The organism is Dyadobacter ginsengisoli DSM 21015, from assembly GCF_059568735.1.
In genome coordinates, this window is record NZ_JCANTY010000006.1 from 208,737 (window position 1) to 226,737 (window position 18,001).

14 protein-coding genes and 1 riboswitch are annotated in these 18,001 nt (G+C 51.7%); of the genes, 11 read left to right on the forward strand and 3 right to left on the reverse strand.

The annotated features are described in order from the left end of the window. Positions 1-22: 22 nt before the first annotated feature. From BP71_RS22625 to BP71_RS22675, 11 genes are all read left to right on the forward strand, one after another. Positions 23-1,867 (forward strand): magnesium chelatase subunit D family protein, encoded by a 1,845-nt coding sequence (locus BP71_RS22625; protein ID WP_496383457.1) that lies wholly within the window; start codon positions 23-25, stop codon positions 1,865-1,867. Next, positions 1,860-3,344 carry a cobyric acid synthase gene (locus tag BP71_RS22630; protein WP_496383459.1) on the forward strand — a complete coding sequence of 495 codons (1,485 nt, stop codon included), beginning with the start codon at positions 1,860-1,862 and terminating at the stop codon, positions 3,342-3,344. Before BP71_RS22625 ends, BP71_RS22630 begins: the two co-directional genes overlap by 8 nt. Further along, positions 3,344-4,366 carry a pyridoxal phosphate-dependent aminotransferase gene (locus BP71_RS22635; RefSeq protein ID WP_496383460.1) on the forward strand — a complete coding sequence of 341 codons (1,023 nt, stop codon included), beginning with the start codon at positions 3,344-3,346 and terminating at the stop codon, positions 4,364-4,366. The genes BP71_RS22630 and BP71_RS22635 overlap by 1 nt, the downstream gene beginning before the upstream one ends. Beyond that, positions 4,345-5,295, forward strand: coding sequence for an adenosylcobinamide-phosphate synthase CbiB (cbiB, locus tag BP71_RS22640; protein WP_496383462.1), 951 nt, complete (start codon positions 4,345-4,347; stop codon positions 5,293-5,295). The genes BP71_RS22635 and cbiB overlap by 22 nt, the downstream gene beginning before the upstream one ends. Positions 5,296-5,527: 232 nt before the next feature. Then, a riboswitch (cobalamin riboswitch) is annotated at positions 5,528-5,757 on the forward strand. Between the two features lie 31 nt (positions 5,758-5,788). Continuing rightward, complete coding sequence (locus tag BP71_RS22645) at positions 5,789-6,961, forward strand: ABC transporter substrate-binding protein (protein WP_496383464.1); 1,173 nt, start codon at positions 5,789-5,791, stop codon at positions 6,959-6,961. Continuing rightward, positions 6,961-7,545 (forward strand): cob(I)yrinic acid a,c-diamide adenosyltransferase, encoded by a 585-nt coding sequence (locus BP71_RS22650; protein ID WP_496383466.1) that lies wholly within the window; start codon positions 6,961-6,963, stop codon positions 7,543-7,545. The genes BP71_RS22645 and BP71_RS22650 overlap by 1 nt, the downstream gene beginning before the upstream one ends. Next, positions 7,542-8,054, forward strand: coding sequence for a bifunctional adenosylcobinamide kinase/adenosylcobinamide-phosphate guanylyltransferase (locus BP71_RS22655; protein ID WP_496383468.1), 513 nt, complete (start codon positions 7,542-7,544; stop codon positions 8,052-8,054). Before BP71_RS22650 ends, BP71_RS22655 begins: the two co-directional genes overlap by 4 nt. After that, a complete protein-coding gene (gene cobT, locus BP71_RS22660) occupies positions 8,055-9,083 on the forward strand; it encodes a nicotinate-nucleotide--dimethylbenzimidazole phosphoribosyltransferase (protein ID WP_496383470.1) in 1,029 nt (342 codons plus the stop codon). It abuts the gene before it with no gap. 22 nt (positions 9,084-9,105) lie between these two features. Beyond that, positions 9,106-9,900 carry an adenosylcobinamide-GDP ribazoletransferase gene (locus tag BP71_RS22665; RefSeq protein ID WP_496383471.1) on the forward strand — a complete coding sequence of 265 codons (795 nt, stop codon included), beginning with the start codon at positions 9,106-9,108 and terminating at the stop codon, positions 9,898-9,900. After that, positions 9,885-10,406 carry an alpha-ribazole phosphatase gene (cobC, locus tag BP71_RS22670; protein ID WP_496383473.1) on the forward strand — a complete coding sequence of 174 codons (522 nt, stop codon included), beginning with the start codon at positions 9,885-9,887 and terminating at the stop codon, positions 10,404-10,406. The genes BP71_RS22665 and cobC overlap by 16 nt, the downstream gene beginning before the upstream one ends. A 61-nt stretch (positions 10,407-10,467) precedes the next feature. Next, on the forward strand, positions 10,468-11,061 hold the full coding sequence (locus BP71_RS22675; RefSeq protein ID WP_496383475.1) for a DUF1572 domain-containing protein: 594 nt from the start codon (positions 10,468-10,470) through the stop codon (positions 11,059-11,061). Between the two features lie 76 nt (positions 11,062-11,137). On the opposite strand, the gene BP71_RS22680 is transcribed toward BP71_RS22675, so the two are convergent. From BP71_RS22680 to BP71_RS22690, 3 genes are read right to left on the reverse strand one after another with little or no spacing between them, the layout of a single operon-like run. Further along, on the reverse strand, positions 11,138-12,904 hold the full coding sequence (locus BP71_RS22680; RefSeq protein WP_496383476.1) for a DUF8769 domain-containing protein: 1,767 nt from the start codon (positions 12,902-12,904) through the stop codon (positions 11,138-11,140). Positions 12,905-12,935: 31 nt separating this feature from the next. Continuing rightward, entirely contained in the window at positions 12,936-14,408 is a 1,473-nt protein-coding gene (locus tag BP71_RS22685; RefSeq protein ID WP_496383478.1) for a RagB/SusD family nutrient uptake outer membrane protein, read from the reverse strand. Positions 14,409-14,418: 10 nt separating this feature from the next. Further along, complete coding sequence (locus BP71_RS22690; RefSeq protein WP_496383479.1) at positions 14,419-17,841, reverse strand: TonB-dependent receptor; 3,423 nt, start codon at positions 17,839-17,841, stop codon at positions 14,419-14,421. Positions 17,842-18,001 lie beyond the last annotated feature (160 nt).

Here is an 18,001-nt window from a genome sequence, read left to right on the forward strand (position 1 = left end):
CCGGTTCAAAATAGAGCTAATCATGAAATTATACCCTTTCCCGGCGATTGTCGGACAGGAAAAATTGAAGAAAGCATTGCTGCTTTGTGCGGTCAACCCAGGTATCGGCGGTGTGCTGATTAAAGGGGAGAAAGGGACTGCTAAAACGACCGCGGTACGAGGATTGGCGGAGATGATGCCGCCGGCTGTTCATGAAAGTGGCCTGAGACAGGTTCCGTTTGTCGATTTGCCGCTGGGTGCTTCGGAAGATCGCGTGCTGGGCAGCCTCGATATCGAAATGATGCTTTCTGAAAAAAGGAAGACACTTTTGCCGGGTTTACTGGCAGAGGCGCATCAGGGGATTTTGTACATCGATGAGGTCAATCTTTTAGCTGATCATCTGGTGGACGTGCTCCTCGATGTCGCGACTTCCGGCGTGAATACCGTTCAGCGGGAAGGGTTGTCGGTGAGCCATCCGTCGAGGTTCATATTAATCGGTACAATGAATCCAGAAGAAGGTAACCTGCGTCCGCAATTTCTCGACCGCTTTGGGCTGATGGTGGAAGTGGAAACGCATAACGAAGTGAGCGACAGAACTGAAGTGGTGAAACGGAGAATGGCTTTTGAACACAACCCCATACAATTTAACGAAACCTGGCAAAAGAGTGGGGACGTCCTGCGTCAACAGATCCGGCAGGCGCGGGAGCTCTTGCCGGTTGTGCATATGCCCGACGGGCTCCTGAGCCTGATTAGCCAGCTATGCATTGAATGGGCGGTAGGAAGCCTGCGCGCGGATATCGTTATGTATAAAACTGCAATCACCATTGCAGCCTGGAATGGCAGGAGTACGGTCGTTGCGGGGGATATCCGGGAGGCGGCGGAGTTAGTTTTGCCACACCGCAAAGGGAAGAAACCTTTGCCGGGGGGGCAGAAAGATAGTGGGAAGGAGGATGGAGGAAGGGGTGGACGTGGGGCAGGCGATGGGGGAATGGAGAAAAGGGGGGAGAGGGAGGAGGAATTTGAATGCGGAGAAGGGAAGTGTGGGGATGATGGTTTGACGGAAGTAGCGGAAATTGGTTTTGGAATGGATGTTCTGGCCTTGGGTCTTAAAGAGAGCGCTCTTTTGACCGAACCTTTGGCTGGTCGGAGCATTAAGATTCGAAATGTTAGAAATGGAGCCCAGGTCAGGACGGGGAAAGATTTGAATAGCGGTGACCTGGCTTTGAACGAGACATTTATTCATGCCTTGTCGCGTGAGTCGGAACATTTTGACGTGCAGAGGGAGGACTTGCATCGCAAAGTCCGCAACGGGAAGGCGGGACACCTGATCGTGTTTGTTGTGGATGCGTCAGGATCAATGGCCGCAGGCAAACGGATGGAAGCGGTGAAAGGCAGCGTAATGGGCTTATTGCAGAATGCTTATCAAAAAAGGGACATGGTAGCGGTCATTGCATTTCGGGGTGTCGAAGCAACGGTGCTGCTGAACCCTACGAGAAGCACGGAGCTGGCGGAACAGGCGCTGATCGCACTACCAACCGGTGGCCGCACACCCTTGCCACATGCGTTGCAACTCGGCGAAACAATGGCAAAGCGCGCGATATCAGCCGGGCAACAGCAGCCTTTCGTAGTAGTTTTGACGGATGGAAAGGCCAATGTACCGCTGGGCGGGGCTGGTGATGCCTGGGCGCAAAGCTTGGTTTGGGCGGGACACTTACGCAACCTGGGTGCAGGCGCGTTGGTACTCGACACGGAAAGTGGTTATGTGCGGCAGGGACGCGCGCATGCGCTGGCGGAGGCCTTGGGGGCGGAATGCATTGTCATGGACAGCATGTCTTCCGGGGATATTACAACGACAATTTCGGCACGGATTCATCACAACAATGTATAAAGATTCAAAGAAACTCCGGCCGGTCATGTTTGTCGGGACTGGCTCAGATGTCGGTAAAAGTGTAATCACAGCAGGGTTCTGCCGGATATTCAAACAGGATGGCTATGCCCCAGCACCTTTTAAGGCACAGAACATGTCGCTCAATAGCTATGTGACGGCCGACGGACTGGAGCTGGGGCGCGCACAGGCCGTGCAGGCTGAGGCGGCTGGCATACCCTGCGAATCGGATATGAACCCGGTTTTGCTGAAACCGACGAATGACAAGTCATCCCAGGTGGTCTTGAATGGAAAACCGGTGGGAAACCAGTCGGCTTACGACTATTTCATGGCCCAGGACAAACGCGAGCTATTTACAGCGGTAAAGTCGGCATTCAATCGGTTGGAAAGCAGGTTTTCGCCGGTGGTGATGGAGGGAGCAGGAAGCATTTCCGAACTGAATCTCAAACACAGGGATATTACCAATTTACGCATGGCCGCCCACGCGGGAGCGGCCACCTACCTGATCGCGGATATCGACCGTGGCGGCGTTTTTGGCAGCGTTTACGGGACTATCGCTTTGCTCGACCAGGAGGAGAGAGCTTTGATGAAAGGTATTCTCATTAATAAATTTCGTGGCGATGCAAGGTTGTTTGATGACGGGAAACGCATGCTCGAAAAACTGACGGGCTTGCCCGTAGTGGGCATACTTCCCTATTTTCGCGATATTCATATTGAACAGGAGGACTCCGTATCGCTGGAACTTAAACAACGGAGTGCGGTATCCGGCAAAGTGAATGTGGCCGTGATTCTGCTCAACCGGCTATCAAACTTCACGGATTTCGACAGGCTGGAAAAGGACCCGAGGGTGAATTTGTATTATACCCAGACTGCATCAGAAATAGAAAAAGCTTCGGTCATCATTATCCCGGGTAGCAAGAACACGATTGCGGATATGCTGGCCATTAAAAACAACGGCGTCGCAGGGGCCATTAACAACGCACATCGTGCCGGAAAGACGGTCATCGGCATTTGCGGCGGCTATCAGATGATGGGGCAAATGATAGCAGATCCCGGTCAGTTGGAAGGAAATATCGGGGCCATTCCGGGACTGGGCATCTTACCCGTTGAGACCGTTCTGGAAACCGGTAAGATAACCGTTCAAAGACATTTCAGATTCTTGAATGAGCCGGCACAATGCGAAGGCTATGAAATCCATGCGGGCAGGACGCGCCATCTGAACGCAGCCTCACCAGTGGCTGTTCTGGACGATGACTCCCGCGACGGCTGCTATCTGAATGACCAGGCATGGGGGACCTATTTGCATGGCATCCTGGACAATGCACCGGTTATCGATCATGTTCTGGCCCGGTTTACCGATGAAAAAGGAGCATCTCAGGATTACAGGGAATTCAAAGAAGCGCAATACGACAAGCTCGCGGATCTGATTCGCTCGCATGTGGATATGGATTTTATTTACAATAGTTTAAAAACAGACTAATGTTACATGGGCACGGAGACGATGGGTACCGTTACGGCAGGGAGATCGTCGCAGACTTCAGTACCAATGTATGGTACGGAGGCGAACCTGGCAGATTAAAGGATCACGTGTTTGCGCAATGGGGGAGCGTCAATCGTTACCCGGAGGTGATCGCGGAAAGTCTCAGGAGTCGGATTGCAAAGCATCACGGCTTTTCGGACGGGCAGGTGCTGGTCAATAGCGGAACCACGGAAAGCATTTACCTCATCGCGCAATTGTTTGGAACAAAGCGCTCGACGATCGTGGTGCCGGCATTTTCGGAATATGAGGATGCCTGCCAGATTTTCGAACACGAGATCAGTTACCTGTCCTGGAATGAAGCGCGGGAGCTACCCCGGTTGAAAAGCGATCTGCTGTTTTTGTGCAGTCCTAATAATCCGACGGGTTTGATCTTTGAAGATCTGCAATATTGGCTGAAATTGAATCCGCAATGCGTTTTTGTCGTCGACGAGGCATTTATCGATTTCACGCTGGATCATAGCACCATTGTTCCACTGATCGCCAGGTTTCCTAACCTGGTGGTGATGCGGTCGATGACCAAGCTTTATGCCATACCGGGATTGCGTTTGGGGTACGTGCTCGCGAATGAGGATGTCATCGCACAACTGTCCGGCATCAAGCAACCCTGGACCGTCAATGCGATGGCCCTTGCTGCCGGGGCATTTATTTTTGACCATTTCGAGACAGTTCAACCCCCGATTGCTGCATTGCATGAAGATAAAAGAACGTTCGTTCAAGAATTGGCAAAGCTCGAATCGTTTGAATTCTCAGATAGCGATACCCATTTCTTTCTGGGACGGACACTCGTCCGGAACTCGGCCCAGCTCAAAGATTACCTGGTCGAAAAACATGGTTTACTGATCCGGGATGCCTGTAACTTCCGTACGCTGACCCGACAGCACTTTCGGATCGCGACACTTGCACCTGCTTCCAATCGATTGTTGGTCAATGCATTGAAAGAATGGCAGGCACTCTACTATTGATCATTCCTCTCGTAGCAGGTTACCTGCTGGACCTGGTTCTGGGGGATCCCGATCATTGGCCTCACCCGGTGCGGGTGTACGGCAGTCTGATTGCGAAAGGTGAAAAATGGTTAAACACCGGCAGGGCGCGTTTTTGGAAGGGCGCATTCTTGTCGTTTACTCTGGCGACATTGACTTACCTCATTTTTAGTAAGTTGAATGAGTTTCTGCTCCAATATCCCGTTCTGTTTCTGGCCATCAATACAGTGTTTGTCTATTACGGCCTTGCCAACACGTCCCTAATCACCGAGGGTAGGAATGTGTTTAAGGCGCTGGATGAAATCGGTTTGGAAGCAGGGAGGAAACAGCTTTCCCGCATTGTAGGGAGGGATACCGCCAGGCTGACGCCCCAGCAGATACGCATTGCGGTTTTGGAGACTATGTCGGAAAACCTGAGCGACGGGGTGATAGCCCCCTTGTTCTATTACATGATTGCCGGTGTGCCGGGCATGATGGCCTATAAAATGATCAACACCATGGATTCGATGCTTGGTTACCGTAATGAGCGGTATGAATTGTTCGGGAAGTTCGCCGCGCGATTGGATGATGTGGCTAATTTCGTTCCTGCGAGATTAACCGCCCTGATGATGATCGCGGTGACCGGGAGCCGAAGAGGATTACGGTTTATCCGCGCATTCGGTCATCTTCACAAAAGCCCCAACGCCGGATATCCGGAAGCTGCGCTGGCCGGTATTCTGGATTGCCGTTTCGGGGGGGCGAATGTTTATCACGGGAAACTGGTGGAAAAGCCTTTGATCGGGGAGCGAGACAGGCTCATAGGCCGGGAAGAGATCGACAGGGTCATCAGCGTCAATCAAAGGACCTGTTTGCTGATGGTATCGGGCATCGCGTTGCTCAAAGTCGTAAGTACTGTGATTTCATGCATTTGATCTTCTGTACGAAATCCGGTGCCACACCCACAAGCCGTGCAATCTCCCCGATGCTAAAATTGGTTTCCATGATTAGATTCTTAGTGACGGAGAGCCAGTCCCGGCGTACGGATAGTAGAAAAGCAGGAAGTCGTCAAAAATATCTTCGGGAATCGATTTCCATAACTTGTCATCCCGCTCCATAGCTAAATGTGTGTGGTTATTTTCGCAATGATAACCAACAAAATATTACTAGTTTTGCGACCAACCAGGTTCACGCACGTCGCGTGATGAAAAGGGAATCCGGTGAAAATCCGGAACAGTCTCCGCTGCTGTAAGTTCACAACGAGGCTCTTGTAAAATGTCACTGGAAGAAGTTTTGCCTGACTGAATAGAAAACAATCAGTCAGGCATTCAAAATAGCTCCTGGGAAGGCACAAGAGTTGAACGAGTCAGAAGACCTGCCTGCTAACGCTATGAACGAGGCTTTCGGAAGAAAGGCCGTCAGACAAAAATGAGTTTCAGAAAAAAGATTGCAGTATTCTTGCTGCTCGGCATGATGGCCGGTTGTAGCACTTCTTCGTCGCTTTACGAAAAAAGCGATACCCATTATGCAGGAAGGGACTTGTTTCCTGAAAAGGTCAAATTAGCCTACGCAAGGGGATTTTCCATTTCCTACTATGGTCATTACAAGGTCGTAAAAATCATGAGTCCGTTTGAAAAATCGACGGACACGCTCTCGTACGTGCTCGTGCAACGCGGTACCCCACGACCAAATGGCTTTAAGGACAGCCAGGTGATCGAAATTCCCGTAAGGAGCATGGTGGCAATGTCCGCATTGCATATCGGCCTGGCGGGTTTCCTGGAATGCGAAGACATCCTGACAGGTATGGGCAACCTGCGTTATGTATCATCCTCCAAGGTGATCAGCCGCATTCAGGCCGGTAAAATCGCGGAGGTCGGAAAGGACCAGGGGTTGAATGAGGAACTGCTGATCAGCATGCATCCAGACCTGATCATGGCCACGGGCAGTCCCGTGTCGAAGGTAAGCCGCTATGAATCGTTACACCAGGCGGGAATCCCGGTGCTGGTCAATTCGGAGTGGGTGGAAACGACACCGCTGGGGCGTGCCGAATGGGTCAAGCTGCTGGCAGCGCTCATCAACAAAGAGTCGCTGGTTAACCAAAAATTTGGGGCTGTGGAGAAAGAATATCGTCGGCTGGTCCGGCTCGCCGGCAAGCACCCCCACAAACCCAGCCTGATCACCGGCATGAATTCAAAAGACGCCTGGTATGTTCCCAACGGCGACAGCTATGTGAACCGTTTTTTTCAGGATGCGGGCGGATACTATCACTGGTCGGGTACAAAGGCCACAGGCAGTTTGCCGCTGAGTTTCGAGACGGTTTACCCAATTGCCTTGCAGGCCGATTACTGGCTGAATGTGAGTATTGGCAATGTGCAGACCAAAGACGACATCCTGGGGCGTGACGTACGCTACGCCGATTTCAAAGCATTTAAAACAGGAAAAATTTACAGCTATAACAAGCGGATGAACGCGCAGGGGGCCAACGATTACTGGGAGTCGGGAGCTGTTAACCCGCAAGATGTTTTAGCAGATCTGATCCGGATTCTTCACCCTGAATTGCTTCCGAAGCACGAACTGATTTATTATAAACCGATCAACTGATGAAAATATATACCAAAAAAGGGGATAAGGGCACTACGGGGCTGTTTGGCGGAAGCCGGGTGAGCAAGGACGATGTCCGCATTGAATGTATCGGGACACTCGATGAGGCCAATTCTACAATCGGTTTACTGCGGGTGAAGCTCGGTAACGACCATGAATGGCAGCCCAATCTGCATCGCATCCAGAAAGACCTGATGGACATGATGTCGCATCTGGCAAGACCGTCAGATGCTAAAAAAGAGAATAAAAACCCGATGCCGCTAGACGGAGCAGCATTTTGCGAAGAATGGATCGACGCACTCGAAGCGGCGATGACGTCTCCGTCGGATTACTTCCTGTTGCCGGGTGGTAATGAAGTGTCGGCACTGTGCCACATGGCGCGTACACAAATGCGCCGGGGAGAGCGGCGACTGGTCTCACTCATCCGGACGGACGAGGTCCACGAGGCTATTCCGGCTTATATCAACCGGCTTTCAGACCTGTTTTTTACATTAGCCCGGGCCGAAATGGATAAAGCCGGGGTTGCCGAGGAGAAATGGCAGCTATTCCTCTATAAACGATTCAAGACCGCCGAGCCGTCATGATCATTTACGTAACGGGCGGTGCGCGAAGCGGAAAGAGCCGTTTTGCCATGGACCTTGCATTACAGAAAAGCCGTGAGCCTGTGTATGTGGCGACAGCGAGGATCTGGGACGATGATTTTGCCCGTCGCGTTGAGCGGCACCGGAGTGAGCGGGGGCCCGAGTGGACATCGTGGGAGCGTGAAAAAGACATTGCAGGCCTGCCGTTGTCCGGAAAGGTGGCGGTGATCGACTGCGTGACGCTCTGGCTGACCAATCTTTTCATGGACAATGACCAGGATATTGAACGGTCGCTATCATTCTTTAAAACGGAGATCGACGAGCTGGCCAAAACAGACGGTGTTTTTATCATCATTTCCAATGAAATCGGGATGGGCGTACATGCCGAAAGCGAAGTGGGACGCCAATTCACAGACCTTCAGGGCTGGGCGAATCAGTATGTAGCCTCAGTAGCAGACGAGGCATTTTTGATGGTTTCGGGGTTACCATTGACATTAAAGACAATTGCATAGATGAGGACAGAAACAGGTATTGACCAGGAAATACAAGAGAAGATAAATTTGAAAACAAAACCTTTGGGCGCACTGGGAATGCTCGAAAGGATTGCATTCCGGATCGCTTCGGTGCAGCAATCGTTGACGCCGCAGCTCGTCAAACCGCACGTGGTGGTTTTTGCGGGAAGCCACGGTATTGCGGCTGAGGGTGTGAGTACATATCCGTCGGAAGTGACGCCACAAATGGTACTGAATTTCATCGGCGGGGGAGCGGCGATCAATGTGTTCACCCGACAGCACGGAATCGAACTCATACTGGTAGACGCCGGTGTGGATTACGATTTCGGGAAAACAGAACGGCTGATCGATGCCAAGGTGGGGTTTGGCACGCGCAGTTTTCTGACCCAACCGGCCATGTCGGAGGCTGAATGCCGGCAATGCCTGGAAAGGGGCGAGGAGATAGTCCGCAACGTGCATGCTACGGGCTGTAACGTCATCGGATTTGGGGAAATGGGTATTGGCAATACCTCGTCGGCCGCGGTGATTATGAGTAAGTTGCTGAATATACCCATCGGCGATTGCGTGGGGAAAGGAACCGGCCTCAATGAGACGCAGCTCGCCGGCAAAATCACTACGCTGGATACTGCGCTCCGGCACCATGGCGATGTTGGGGATGACGCGCGGCGGGTATTGCAGGTTTTTGGCGGGTTCGAGATCGCCATGATGTGCGGGGCGATGCTGGAAGCTGCACGGCAGAATATGCTGGTGCTGGTCGACGGTTTTATCGCTACGGTGAGCTATCTGTGCGCATTCAGAGTGGATGCTTCGATTAAACAAAATGCCATTTTTTGCCACCAATCCGACGAAAAAGGACACCAGTTGCTTCTCAAATCGCTGGGTGCGGAAGCAATCCTGAAACTGGATATGCGCCTAGGCGAGGGCACGGGCTGCGCGCTGGCTTACCCGCTTGTGCAGAGTGCAGTGAATTTCCTGAATGAGATGGCGAGTTTCGAGAGCGCGGGTGTGAGTCAGAAGACGGATCAGTAAGCATTCTAAAGCCCAGATAGCTATGTCAGTCATCCGCAGGCAAATCACACTTTTTTTTACCGCATTACAATTCTATACCCGTATTCCTGCACCGAAATGGCTGGTTTACCACCCGGATAACCTGAACCGGGCGACAGGATATCTGCCGCTGGTAGGCTGGGTAACCGGCCTGGTCTCCGGAATTGTCCTTTTGGGCGCGCTCAGATTATTTGGTCCGAACATTGCTGTCCTGCTTTCGATGATTGCTTCGATTTTACTCACCGGTGCATTTCACGAAGACGGTTTCGCCGACACCTGCGACGGTTTCGGCGGGGGCTGGACCCGCGATAAAATCCTTGAAATCATGAAGGACAGCCGTGTGGGAACCTATGCGGCTGTGGGTTTGATCCTGATATTGGGTTTGAAATTTGCACTGACGGCAGCTATGGTTAACGTGCATTCCGGGTTGCCGGTCATCCTGGCGGTCGTAGCGGCGCATGCGTTGAGCCGGCTGATGCCCGTTTTTATTATTTACACATTGCCTTATTCCCGCGATACCAACGATAGCAAGGCCAAGCCCGTAGCACAGAAGCCACCGGTCGTTGTACTCCTTATTGCCATAGTCTTCGGACTGTTACCTCTGGTTTTATGGATAGTACAAGCGCGACAGCCGTTGCTTTTGGTGAGCATTCCCTGCCTCGGAGCGATTACGTTTCTGATGGCCCGCTATTTCTGGAAATGGATCGGCGGGTATACCGGTGATTGCCTGGGCGCTATACAGCAGGTTTGTGAAATCGGGTTCTATCTTTTTGTTGTTGCGTTGTGGAAATTTATCTGATCCGGCATACGACGCCTGTTTTCCCGCCGGGCATGATCTATGGCCGGACGGAACTCGCGTTACGTGCGGATTTTTTGGAGGAACTGAAGTCAGTAACGGCCTCCTTGCCTGAGCATTTCGATGTCATTTATTCAAGCCCGGCATCGAGGTGCACGACACTCGCTGGGGCTATTGGCAGGACCTATCGGACCGATGACCGTTTGCAGGAACTTGATTTTGGAGATTGGGAGGGCAAAACCTGGGACACGGTCGACCAGGAAGCATCGAAAGTGTGGATGGACGACTATGTAAACCAATGTGTACCGGGTGGGGAAAGTATGATAATGATGCACCGGCGCGTGACGGGCTTCTGGGAGGAACTGATAGCGCAGGGGCACGAGCGGGTTGCGGTCGTCACGCACGGCGGAGTTATCCGGCTGATGCTGGCGATGGTCCGCGGGTTACCGTTGCGGGATATTTTTAACATTAAAGTCGGTTATGGCGAAGTAGTCAGGGTAGAAGGTTGACCGGCGGGATGTATTTGTAAATTAGGGAGGAAGATTCAGAACCATAGATCCGAGCCAGTTTATGAATACAGAATATCTCGAAAGTACACGGAAGCAGTTTGAGTACTACAAAATGCTAGGAGAAAAAACGATCGCCCAGTTGACCGATGAGCAGCTTTTCTGGCAGTATAATAGAGAAAGCAACAGCATCGCCATGATCGTCAAACACCTGTGGGGCAATATGCGCTCCCGCTGGACCGGTTTTCTGACGAGCGACGGTGAAAAAGAATGGCGCAATCGTGAAGCCGAGTTCGAGAATGACATTGTCGACCGTGCCGATTTACTGAGCAAATGGAACGAGGGCTGGGAATGCCTGTTCACCACATTGGAATCATTGAATGAAACCAATTGGAACTCGATTATTTATATCCGGAACCAGGGACATTCCGTCACGGAGGCCATTAACCGGCAGCTGGCCCATTATCCCTACCATGTCGGGCAGATCGTTTATATTGGCAAGATGATTACCGATGAAAAATGGGAATCGCTGTCGATCCCGAGAGGTAAATCACAGGCTTATAACGCTGATAAGTTTGCGAAGCCAAAGAGCAGGCAGCATTTTACAGACGAATATGTCGGTGGCGCTCAAACGGGCAATGCGGATCAATCGGTTTGAAACAGAAACTAAAATGCCGCCTTCCAAATGGAGCGGCGGCATTTCTCTAAATAACCCACTAATGTTTAAGCACCCATTAAAGGTTCTTGGGCTGAGGAGCTGGTTTACCCGGTATTTCAATTCGCATGCCTTTCCACCTGGCTTGCAATGTGTTGTCTGTGTTTGAAACAACCGGATTAATATACCCGGCTTTGCTTTCATTGACACCAAAGGTGAATCCCAGCGTTGCATCCTCCATGGAAGAAAGATTCAATTCTTTATTTTCACCGGAGTAGATCACATAGTCGATCCAGGAGACGTTGCCGTCTCCGCCTTTTTCCCAATGGCCTTTATAATCGCCAAAAGCCGCATGGAAAAGCTGAAAACTCAGGTCCAGCCCATCCGCGTGTACGCTGAATGGCTCATTTACTTTACCTGGAACGGCAAGCTGGCCAGGCGGTACATGACCAAATTCAAATCTCAGCCTCAGGTCTTTGGCAGTAAATTTGCCGTCTTTGAGCTTGTCGATATTGATGTGTTTGTCCCCGCCATTGGTCATAAAATTGATGCCCGCAAGAATGCTATTCTCCTTTTGCTCGCTGTAAAATGCTGCGGCACTGAAATCGTACAGGTCATGCAGCACACGTACTTGCAGGTAATGCGGACTGGCGGGCGTACCCCAGTACACGAGGAAGGGCCTGCGCTGATTCCACAGGTTCGATCGGTTAGCGGAAGACAATGCGTACTGATCGGTGAGGTAGGTCGTTCCGATGATCTTTGGTTCGTCGGTCGTCAGGTTATCGGTTTGCGTACGGGGATACTTCGGGGCCAGGAAATAGGGTAGCAGGTCGGCCGGTATCCGGTGTTTGATCTTCACATCGGGCCTGGGCATGGCACCTGGCAGATCGATTTTCCCGCCGGAAGCCTGTTTAAAAACACCCGTTACCGATGGCGTCAGCAGTGTGCTGTACGACCGGCTGTGCGGTCCGGCCCATTGTCCCGAGGGTTTATGATAGTGTTTGGCGATGATTTCCCAGCCTGTGCGGTACAACCTGTCGATTTTGGGTTTGGCATCTTTATCGATGATGTGCCGTTTCATCCGATCCAGCTCGTCCAGGGCCACAATGGTGTAGGTCGGACTGTTGTATTCGGTAAAACCCCGCTGCAAAGTATAATCATAGAACTTTTGCAGGCGATTGGTGGCGTAGGTCTGCATATCAGGGAGATCAAATAGATGCGAAACCAGGTAAGTAACGTAGGTGCCCATGATGGCGATATTGGTATAACCCGGCTGTACATCACGCTTCTGAATGGATCGCGCCGCATAAATCAGCGAGGTACGGATCGTCGCTTTCAGGTCTGCGGGGAGTTTATCTTGATGGCCCATGTAAACGTCCAGTAAGCTCACGCCGTTGAAATCCGCCCAGTTCCAGTCGGCAGGGGATTTCTTGGTAGCGAGCGGCTCTTCCAGGTAATAAGGCCATATGCCGCAGGTTTTGTTGGCTGAAATGGTATCCTGCAACGTAATGGTTTTGCGGATAATGTCGAATGCCCGCTGTTCGTATTGCGGGTCGCCCAGATCGAGCAAACCCACCGCGTAACTGAACGAGGCCCGTACTTCATGGAAAATGCCGGTTTCAGCATCGGTATGGTAGTTCCATGCATTGAGCGTCTTGGTGATCATCTGCTCTTTCGGGTCATACTTTTCGTGCTGTTTGTCGAGTGATTCGCGGAGTATTTTTCGCTCCGCCTCAGAAAGCCTGACCGGTTCGTATTGAATGTGGTTGTCCTTGTAACCGATAGAAAAGGCTGAGGCCTGTATGCAAGCGGTCAGCAGAACCAGTATGAATATTTTGTACATCATATATCATGTTTTAGTAAAAGATGAATGCGTGTCAATAACCCGGATTTTGCCAGAGCACGCTTTCATCCGCATACCGGGATATTTCTTCAAATGGTATAGCGAAAATTTTCTGGTGAGGCTTCATCGAATAAATCCCTCCCCCTTGCAACGGGGTGGCGAGGAACTTGTTGACGGTTTCTTCGGCTAAGTTCCAGCGCAGCAGATCCAGCCAGCGCATGCCTTCAAATGCAAATTCGAACCTCCTTTCGTTGCGGATGGCTTCCCGCATGGCTTGCTGTGAATTGAGTTGCGAAGCGGTTTTAGCAGCCAGCCCGGCCCTCTTCCGGATTTCGTTGAGTAGGGTGAGTGCTTCTCCGTTTGCGACAAAACCCTCTTCGTTCAGTGCCTCGGCGTACATCATCTTCACATCGGCATAGCGAAGTACCGGGATGTTGTTGGCCCAGTCCGACTGCGTTTTGGGGACGTAAGTATAATGGCAATATTTGCGGATAAACACCGTGACAGTATCAACGACACCCGTATTGCTCACCCAGCCCTTGAGGGTCGACATGGCTCTTCGGGCGTCGCCGGCCTCGTAGCTGTCGAACAAGCCGGGCGCCACGCGCAGTGCGGTAGAGTAACCCGAAAACGGCATGACAGTTTTGTCATTGAATCCTTCCGGCAGCAGCCCGGTCGAGAAAGTCTGACCTTCCCCCGTTTGTCCACCCGTAAACTGCACTTCCCAGAGACGTTCCTTGCCATTATCGAACCCGTCGTTGAATGCGTTTTTATAGCTTTCTTCCAATGCATATTTGCCCGAACCGATGATGTCGGCCAGCAATGGTTTGGCCATCGTAAACTTCGATTGAAACATATACATTCTGGCCAGCATACCTTCGGCGGCATATTTGGTGACACGTCCCTTGTGGGCACCCGCCCATTCGACCGGCAACAGTTCAATGGCCTTTTTGTAATTGGATTCCGCGAATGCAAATGTCTCTTCCCGCGAACTGCGCTTTACGGTCTTCACATTCGCGATGGTCTGGGGTTTTTCCAGAATAGGGACGCCGCCAAATATCCAGCCCAAAGTCCAGTAGGCATAAGCCCGGAACATATAGGCCTCTCCTTTGATGTAATCCTTCATTTTGGGATCCGTAAACTCACCGGCATCGATCTTTTCTAGGACCAGGTTGCTGAGGTTGATCATCTTGAAATGCTCGTTCCAGGACTGGGTGGTCCAGGCGTTGGTCGCATTATCGGTAAACTGATCAAGTCCCTCGAAATACAAACCGCCTATGCTCACCTCGTCACCCCGCGCGATGGTAGCCCTGAACCAGCTGGCGTTCGGGGAAAACAGGTTTTGTTGCGAGGCATACACGCCTGCGATGGCCTGGTTGAAATCATTCTGGGTTTTATAACCCGCATCGACGCTGTATTCCGAATCGGGTTTTAGGTCGAGAAACTGGTCGCAGCCGGATAATGCGATGCTTCCGGCGAGCAGCCATATATAAAGTATCTTTTTCATGTCGGTCTGCTTAAAAGGTAACATTGATTCCGAAAGTATATTTCTTGGAGAGCGGGTAGGTGCTGTAATCGACCCCCGCCTGGGTGGTCGCATTGCCGAAACTGTTGGTTTCGGGCGTTACTCCCGGGTAGTTGTCGAATGTTTTCAGGTTATCGACCGAAACGTAGATACGTGCTCCCTTGAAAAAGCTCCTGCCTCCTATTTTGCCCGGCAGGTTATAGTTGAGCGCGATGTTCCGGATCCGGAGGAAAGTGGCGTCGTAAATCCGGAAATCGCTGTTGTTGTCGGATTTATTGCCTTTCGTATACGGTGTCTCGCCATCCCACGACATGTCCACACCCAGGTAGTCGGGGATGGGATTTTCACCCGTCCCGTATTTCTTTTCATAATCGGGCTTCCAGGCATGGAGCCACCGCTGGAATACATTCACATTGGTGCCGCCATTGTCGAGCTGGCGCTGGCCGAGGAACAGCACATCGCCGCCAAGCTGTCCCTGCAACAGGACGCTGAGTTCGAAATTCTTCCACTTGACCCGGTTAGTGAAGCCATAGATCAGGTCGGGGAGATTGTTGCCATACGGAACGAAGTCCTGCGTATTGATCTTACCGTCGCCATTCTGGTCGACATATTTGACATTGCCGACTTCCTGTCCGGGCAGGGTGGGTACAATCGCCTTACCGGCATCGTTGAAGTCCGACTGGGTGAGCAGGCCATTGGTCCGGTAAACGAGGAACTGGGAAACCGGTCCGCCTACGCGCGTGATGAACTGAGCGTCCCAGTTGGTGCTTGTGAATTGATTGATATTACCCATATCCAGTACCTTGTTGCTGTTGGCCGACAAATTCAGCGACGATGTCCAGCGTATCGGACCGGTAGTATTGACCGTCGTCAGGTCTACTTCCCAACCCTTGTTACGGATCGAGCCGATGTTACTGCGCAGGCTACCAAAACCCGTGGTGTTGGGAATGGGCAGATTGAAGAGCAGATTGTCGGTCTTGTTGATGTAATAATCGAGATTGATTTGCAAGCGGTTGTTGAATGCGGAAAAATCGATCCCGAAATCCCGGCTGGTGGTCGACTCCCATTTCAGGTCCGGATTTTCGATATTGGAAGGAACGAGGCCGGGCACCACGGCGTCGCCCCAACTGGTATTACTGATGCCCATTTTGGCCATGTAGTCGTAGTTGCCGATCCGGTCGTTGCCCGAAGTTCCCCATGCCGCGCGGACTTTCAGGAGTGACAGCCACGTTACACCGCGCAAAAATCCTTCTTCGTTGAGCTTCCAGCCTGCCGATACCGCTGGAAAAACGCCCCATTTGTGGTTGGTGCCAAAACGCGACGAGCCATCACGCCGGAGGGTCGCATTGAGGAGGTATTTGTCTTTAAAACTGTAACCCAGCCGGCCGAAAAAAGAGGAAATACGCGAGGCATTGCGATCGGTAGAAGCCCTGGTGGGCGTGGTGGCGACGTTCAATGTTTCGATGATTTCGTTGGGCCAGCCACTCGCGGTGGCTTGTATCTGAAAGAACTGGCGGTTTTCGGCACTTTGCCCGGCAAGCAGGTTGAGCGAGTGATCTCCGAAATTCTTTTCATAAGCCAATGTGTTCTGGATCGACCAGTCTTTACTGGTTTGGGAGTAACTGTTACCCAGCGTTACATAGCCATTGTTGTAGGTCACATTGCCGGGTTGAAAGAACTCATACTGATTCTGGTTGAAATTGTAGCCAAACTGTGTTTTGAAAGTCAGGCCGGGAACAAACCGGTATTCGCCGAAAACGACCGACGTAAACCTGTTTTTATTGGTCTTATCAGTGGTGTATTTCAATCTTTCTACCGGATTTGGATACACCTGTCCAATACCCACCGGGTAACCCCAGTCGCGCGTCGCCTGGTCGAGGCCCACCAGCGGCGACTGTGCCAGTGCGTGGTGAATCACGGTTTCCTTTCCCTGCGTTTCGCGGTCGTCCTGCACGGAAAATGAAGGCGAGAGGTTCATGCCTATCTTAAACCGGCTGGTGACATTGAGTGTCCCGTTGAACCGGTAGTTCATACGCCGGTAATAGGTGTTGTAAATGATGCCGTCCTGATCGAAATACCCTCCGGACATGTAAATGCTGCCGATATCGTTCTTGGCTGACACGGCTACCTGGTAGCTCTGAATGGGCGCAACGACCGTGATGGCCCGCTGCCAGTCGGTACCCTTGTTGTTGGGATCTAGCCAGGCTTCGGGGATCTGGAGGTTGGCCGGGCGGGCCGACATTGGATCCTTCATCGATCCGCCTTGCCGAAGCCAGGTTTCATTGCGGTCCCAGATGTTGTAAGCCAGCCATTGGTCTTTGTTCATCATGCCCACAAATTTCTCGGGATCCTGGATACCGTAGTAGGCGTCGAAGGTAACGGAAGGTTTTCCGGAGCCTTGTTTCGTCTCGATGAGCACTACGCCGTTGGCACCCCGGGCACCGTAAATGGCCGTGGCCGATGCATCTTTCAGGATCTGGATCGATGCTACGTCGGCCGGGTTGAGGTCGTTCATGTCGTCGCGCGGTACCCCGTCGATCACGTACAACGGATTGCTGTTTCCGTTAATGGTATTGACGCCCCGGATGCGTATCTGCAATTCCTGCCCCGGAATACCCGAAACGCTTTGCGCCCGTACGCCTGCGAGCTGCCCCGCAAAGGCGTCGCTCAATGTCGTGAGCGGGCGGCCCTGTATCGACTCACTGCCGATCTTCGACACGGAGCTGGTTAAGTTTTCTTTTTTGATTGTTCCGTAGCCCACTACGATTACTTCGGATAATGCCTTGGTATCGGTTTGCATGGTGAGGCTGATATCCGACTGGTTGCCGACCCGCACTTCCTGGGGAATGTAGCCTACGAAGGAGAATATCAGTGTGGCATTGGCATCGGGTACTTCGATGCTGTACCTGCCATCCTGATCGGTGATCGCGCCGGTCTGGGTTCCTTTGATGATGATGCTGACACCCGGAAGCGGTTCATTGTCTGTGTCCCTGACTGTGCCTTTAACACTCTGGGTGCGAACAAGCGGCTTCATTTCGGTAGGGGATTTCAGTTGGGCGATATCGGTACCGTTTGAACGATCATTGCTATACGTATCCCGTTTGGTGTTTTCCGGCTTTTTCTTGAGAAGAATGTGCTTGCCGTTGATCTGCCAGGAAATACCCTCCTCGTCAAAAAGCTGACCGAGGACTTTTTCCAGGGAAGCATTCAGATCGATCGTGATGCGACGGCGGGTATCGATCTGGTTAGAACTATAAAAGAAGCTCATCCTGCTCTGACGTTCGATCTCGTACAGTACCTGCCGGACCGTCGTTTCTTTCAGGTGAAGCGAAACTTTGGTATCCTTGGCAATAGCTGCGGTGCCGCCTGCCTGTAAAGGCATCAGATTCATCAGGAAGAGAACCAATGCTAACATAAGTATGGAATGCGATTTGTACGGTTTTACCCTTTGTATTGGGTAATAGACTCTTAATAAAGTATTTTTCATACTTTTGGAAAGGTTTGGTGAAACAACTGTTTGTTCAAACCCGGGTGCTATCATTATTCTTTGGCGAGAGGCGATAGCATCCGAATTT

Excerpts from the sequence above, each read along its gene's own strand:
- BP71_RS22685 (WP_496383478.1), bottom strand. The coding sequence starts at position 14,408 with ATGAAAAAGATACTTTATATATGGCTGCTCGCCGGAAGCATCGCATTA.
- cbiB (WP_496383462.1), top strand. The coding sequence starts at position 4,345 with ATGGCAGGCACTCTACTATTGATCATTCCTCTCGTAGCAGGTTACCTG.
- BP71_RS22625 (WP_496383457.1), top strand. The coding sequence starts at position 23 with ATGAAATTATACCCTTTCCCGGCGATTGTCGGACAGGAAAAATTGAAG.
- BP71_RS22635 (WP_496383460.1), top strand. The coding sequence starts at position 3,344 with ATGTTACATGGGCACGGAGACGATGGGTACCGTTACGGCAGGGAGATC.
- cobT (WP_496383470.1), top strand. The coding sequence starts at position 8,055 with ATGAGGACAGAAACAGGTATTGACCAGGAAATACAAGAGAAGATAAAT.
- BP71_RS22650 (WP_496383466.1), top strand. The coding sequence starts at position 6,961 with ATGAAAATATATACCAAAAAAGGGGATAAGGGCACTACGGGGCTGTTT.
- BP71_RS22665 (WP_496383471.1), top strand. The coding sequence starts at position 9,106 with ATGTCAGTCATCCGCAGGCAAATCACACTTTTTTTTACCGCATTACAA.
- BP71_RS22675 (WP_496383475.1), top strand. The coding sequence starts at position 10,468 with ATGAATACAGAATATCTCGAAAGTACACGGAAGCAGTTTGAGTACTAC.
- BP71_RS22645 (WP_496383464.1), top strand. The coding sequence starts at position 5,789 with ATGAGTTTCAGAAAAAAGATTGCAGTATTCTTGCTGCTCGGCATGATG.
- BP71_RS22690 (WP_496383479.1), bottom strand. The coding sequence starts at position 17,841 with ATGTTAGCATTGGTTCTCTTCCTGATGAATCTGATGCCTTTACAGGCA.
- BP71_RS22630 (WP_496383459.1), top strand. The coding sequence starts at position 1,860 with ATGTATAAAGATTCAAAGAAACTCCGGCCGGTCATGTTTGTCGGGACT.
- BP71_RS22680 (WP_496383476.1), bottom strand. The coding sequence starts at position 12,904 with ATGATGTACAAAATATTCATACTGGTTCTGCTGACCGCTTGCATACAG.
- BP71_RS22655 (WP_496383468.1), top strand. The coding sequence starts at position 7,542 with ATGATCATTTACGTAACGGGCGGTGCGCGAAGCGGAAAGAGCCGTTTT.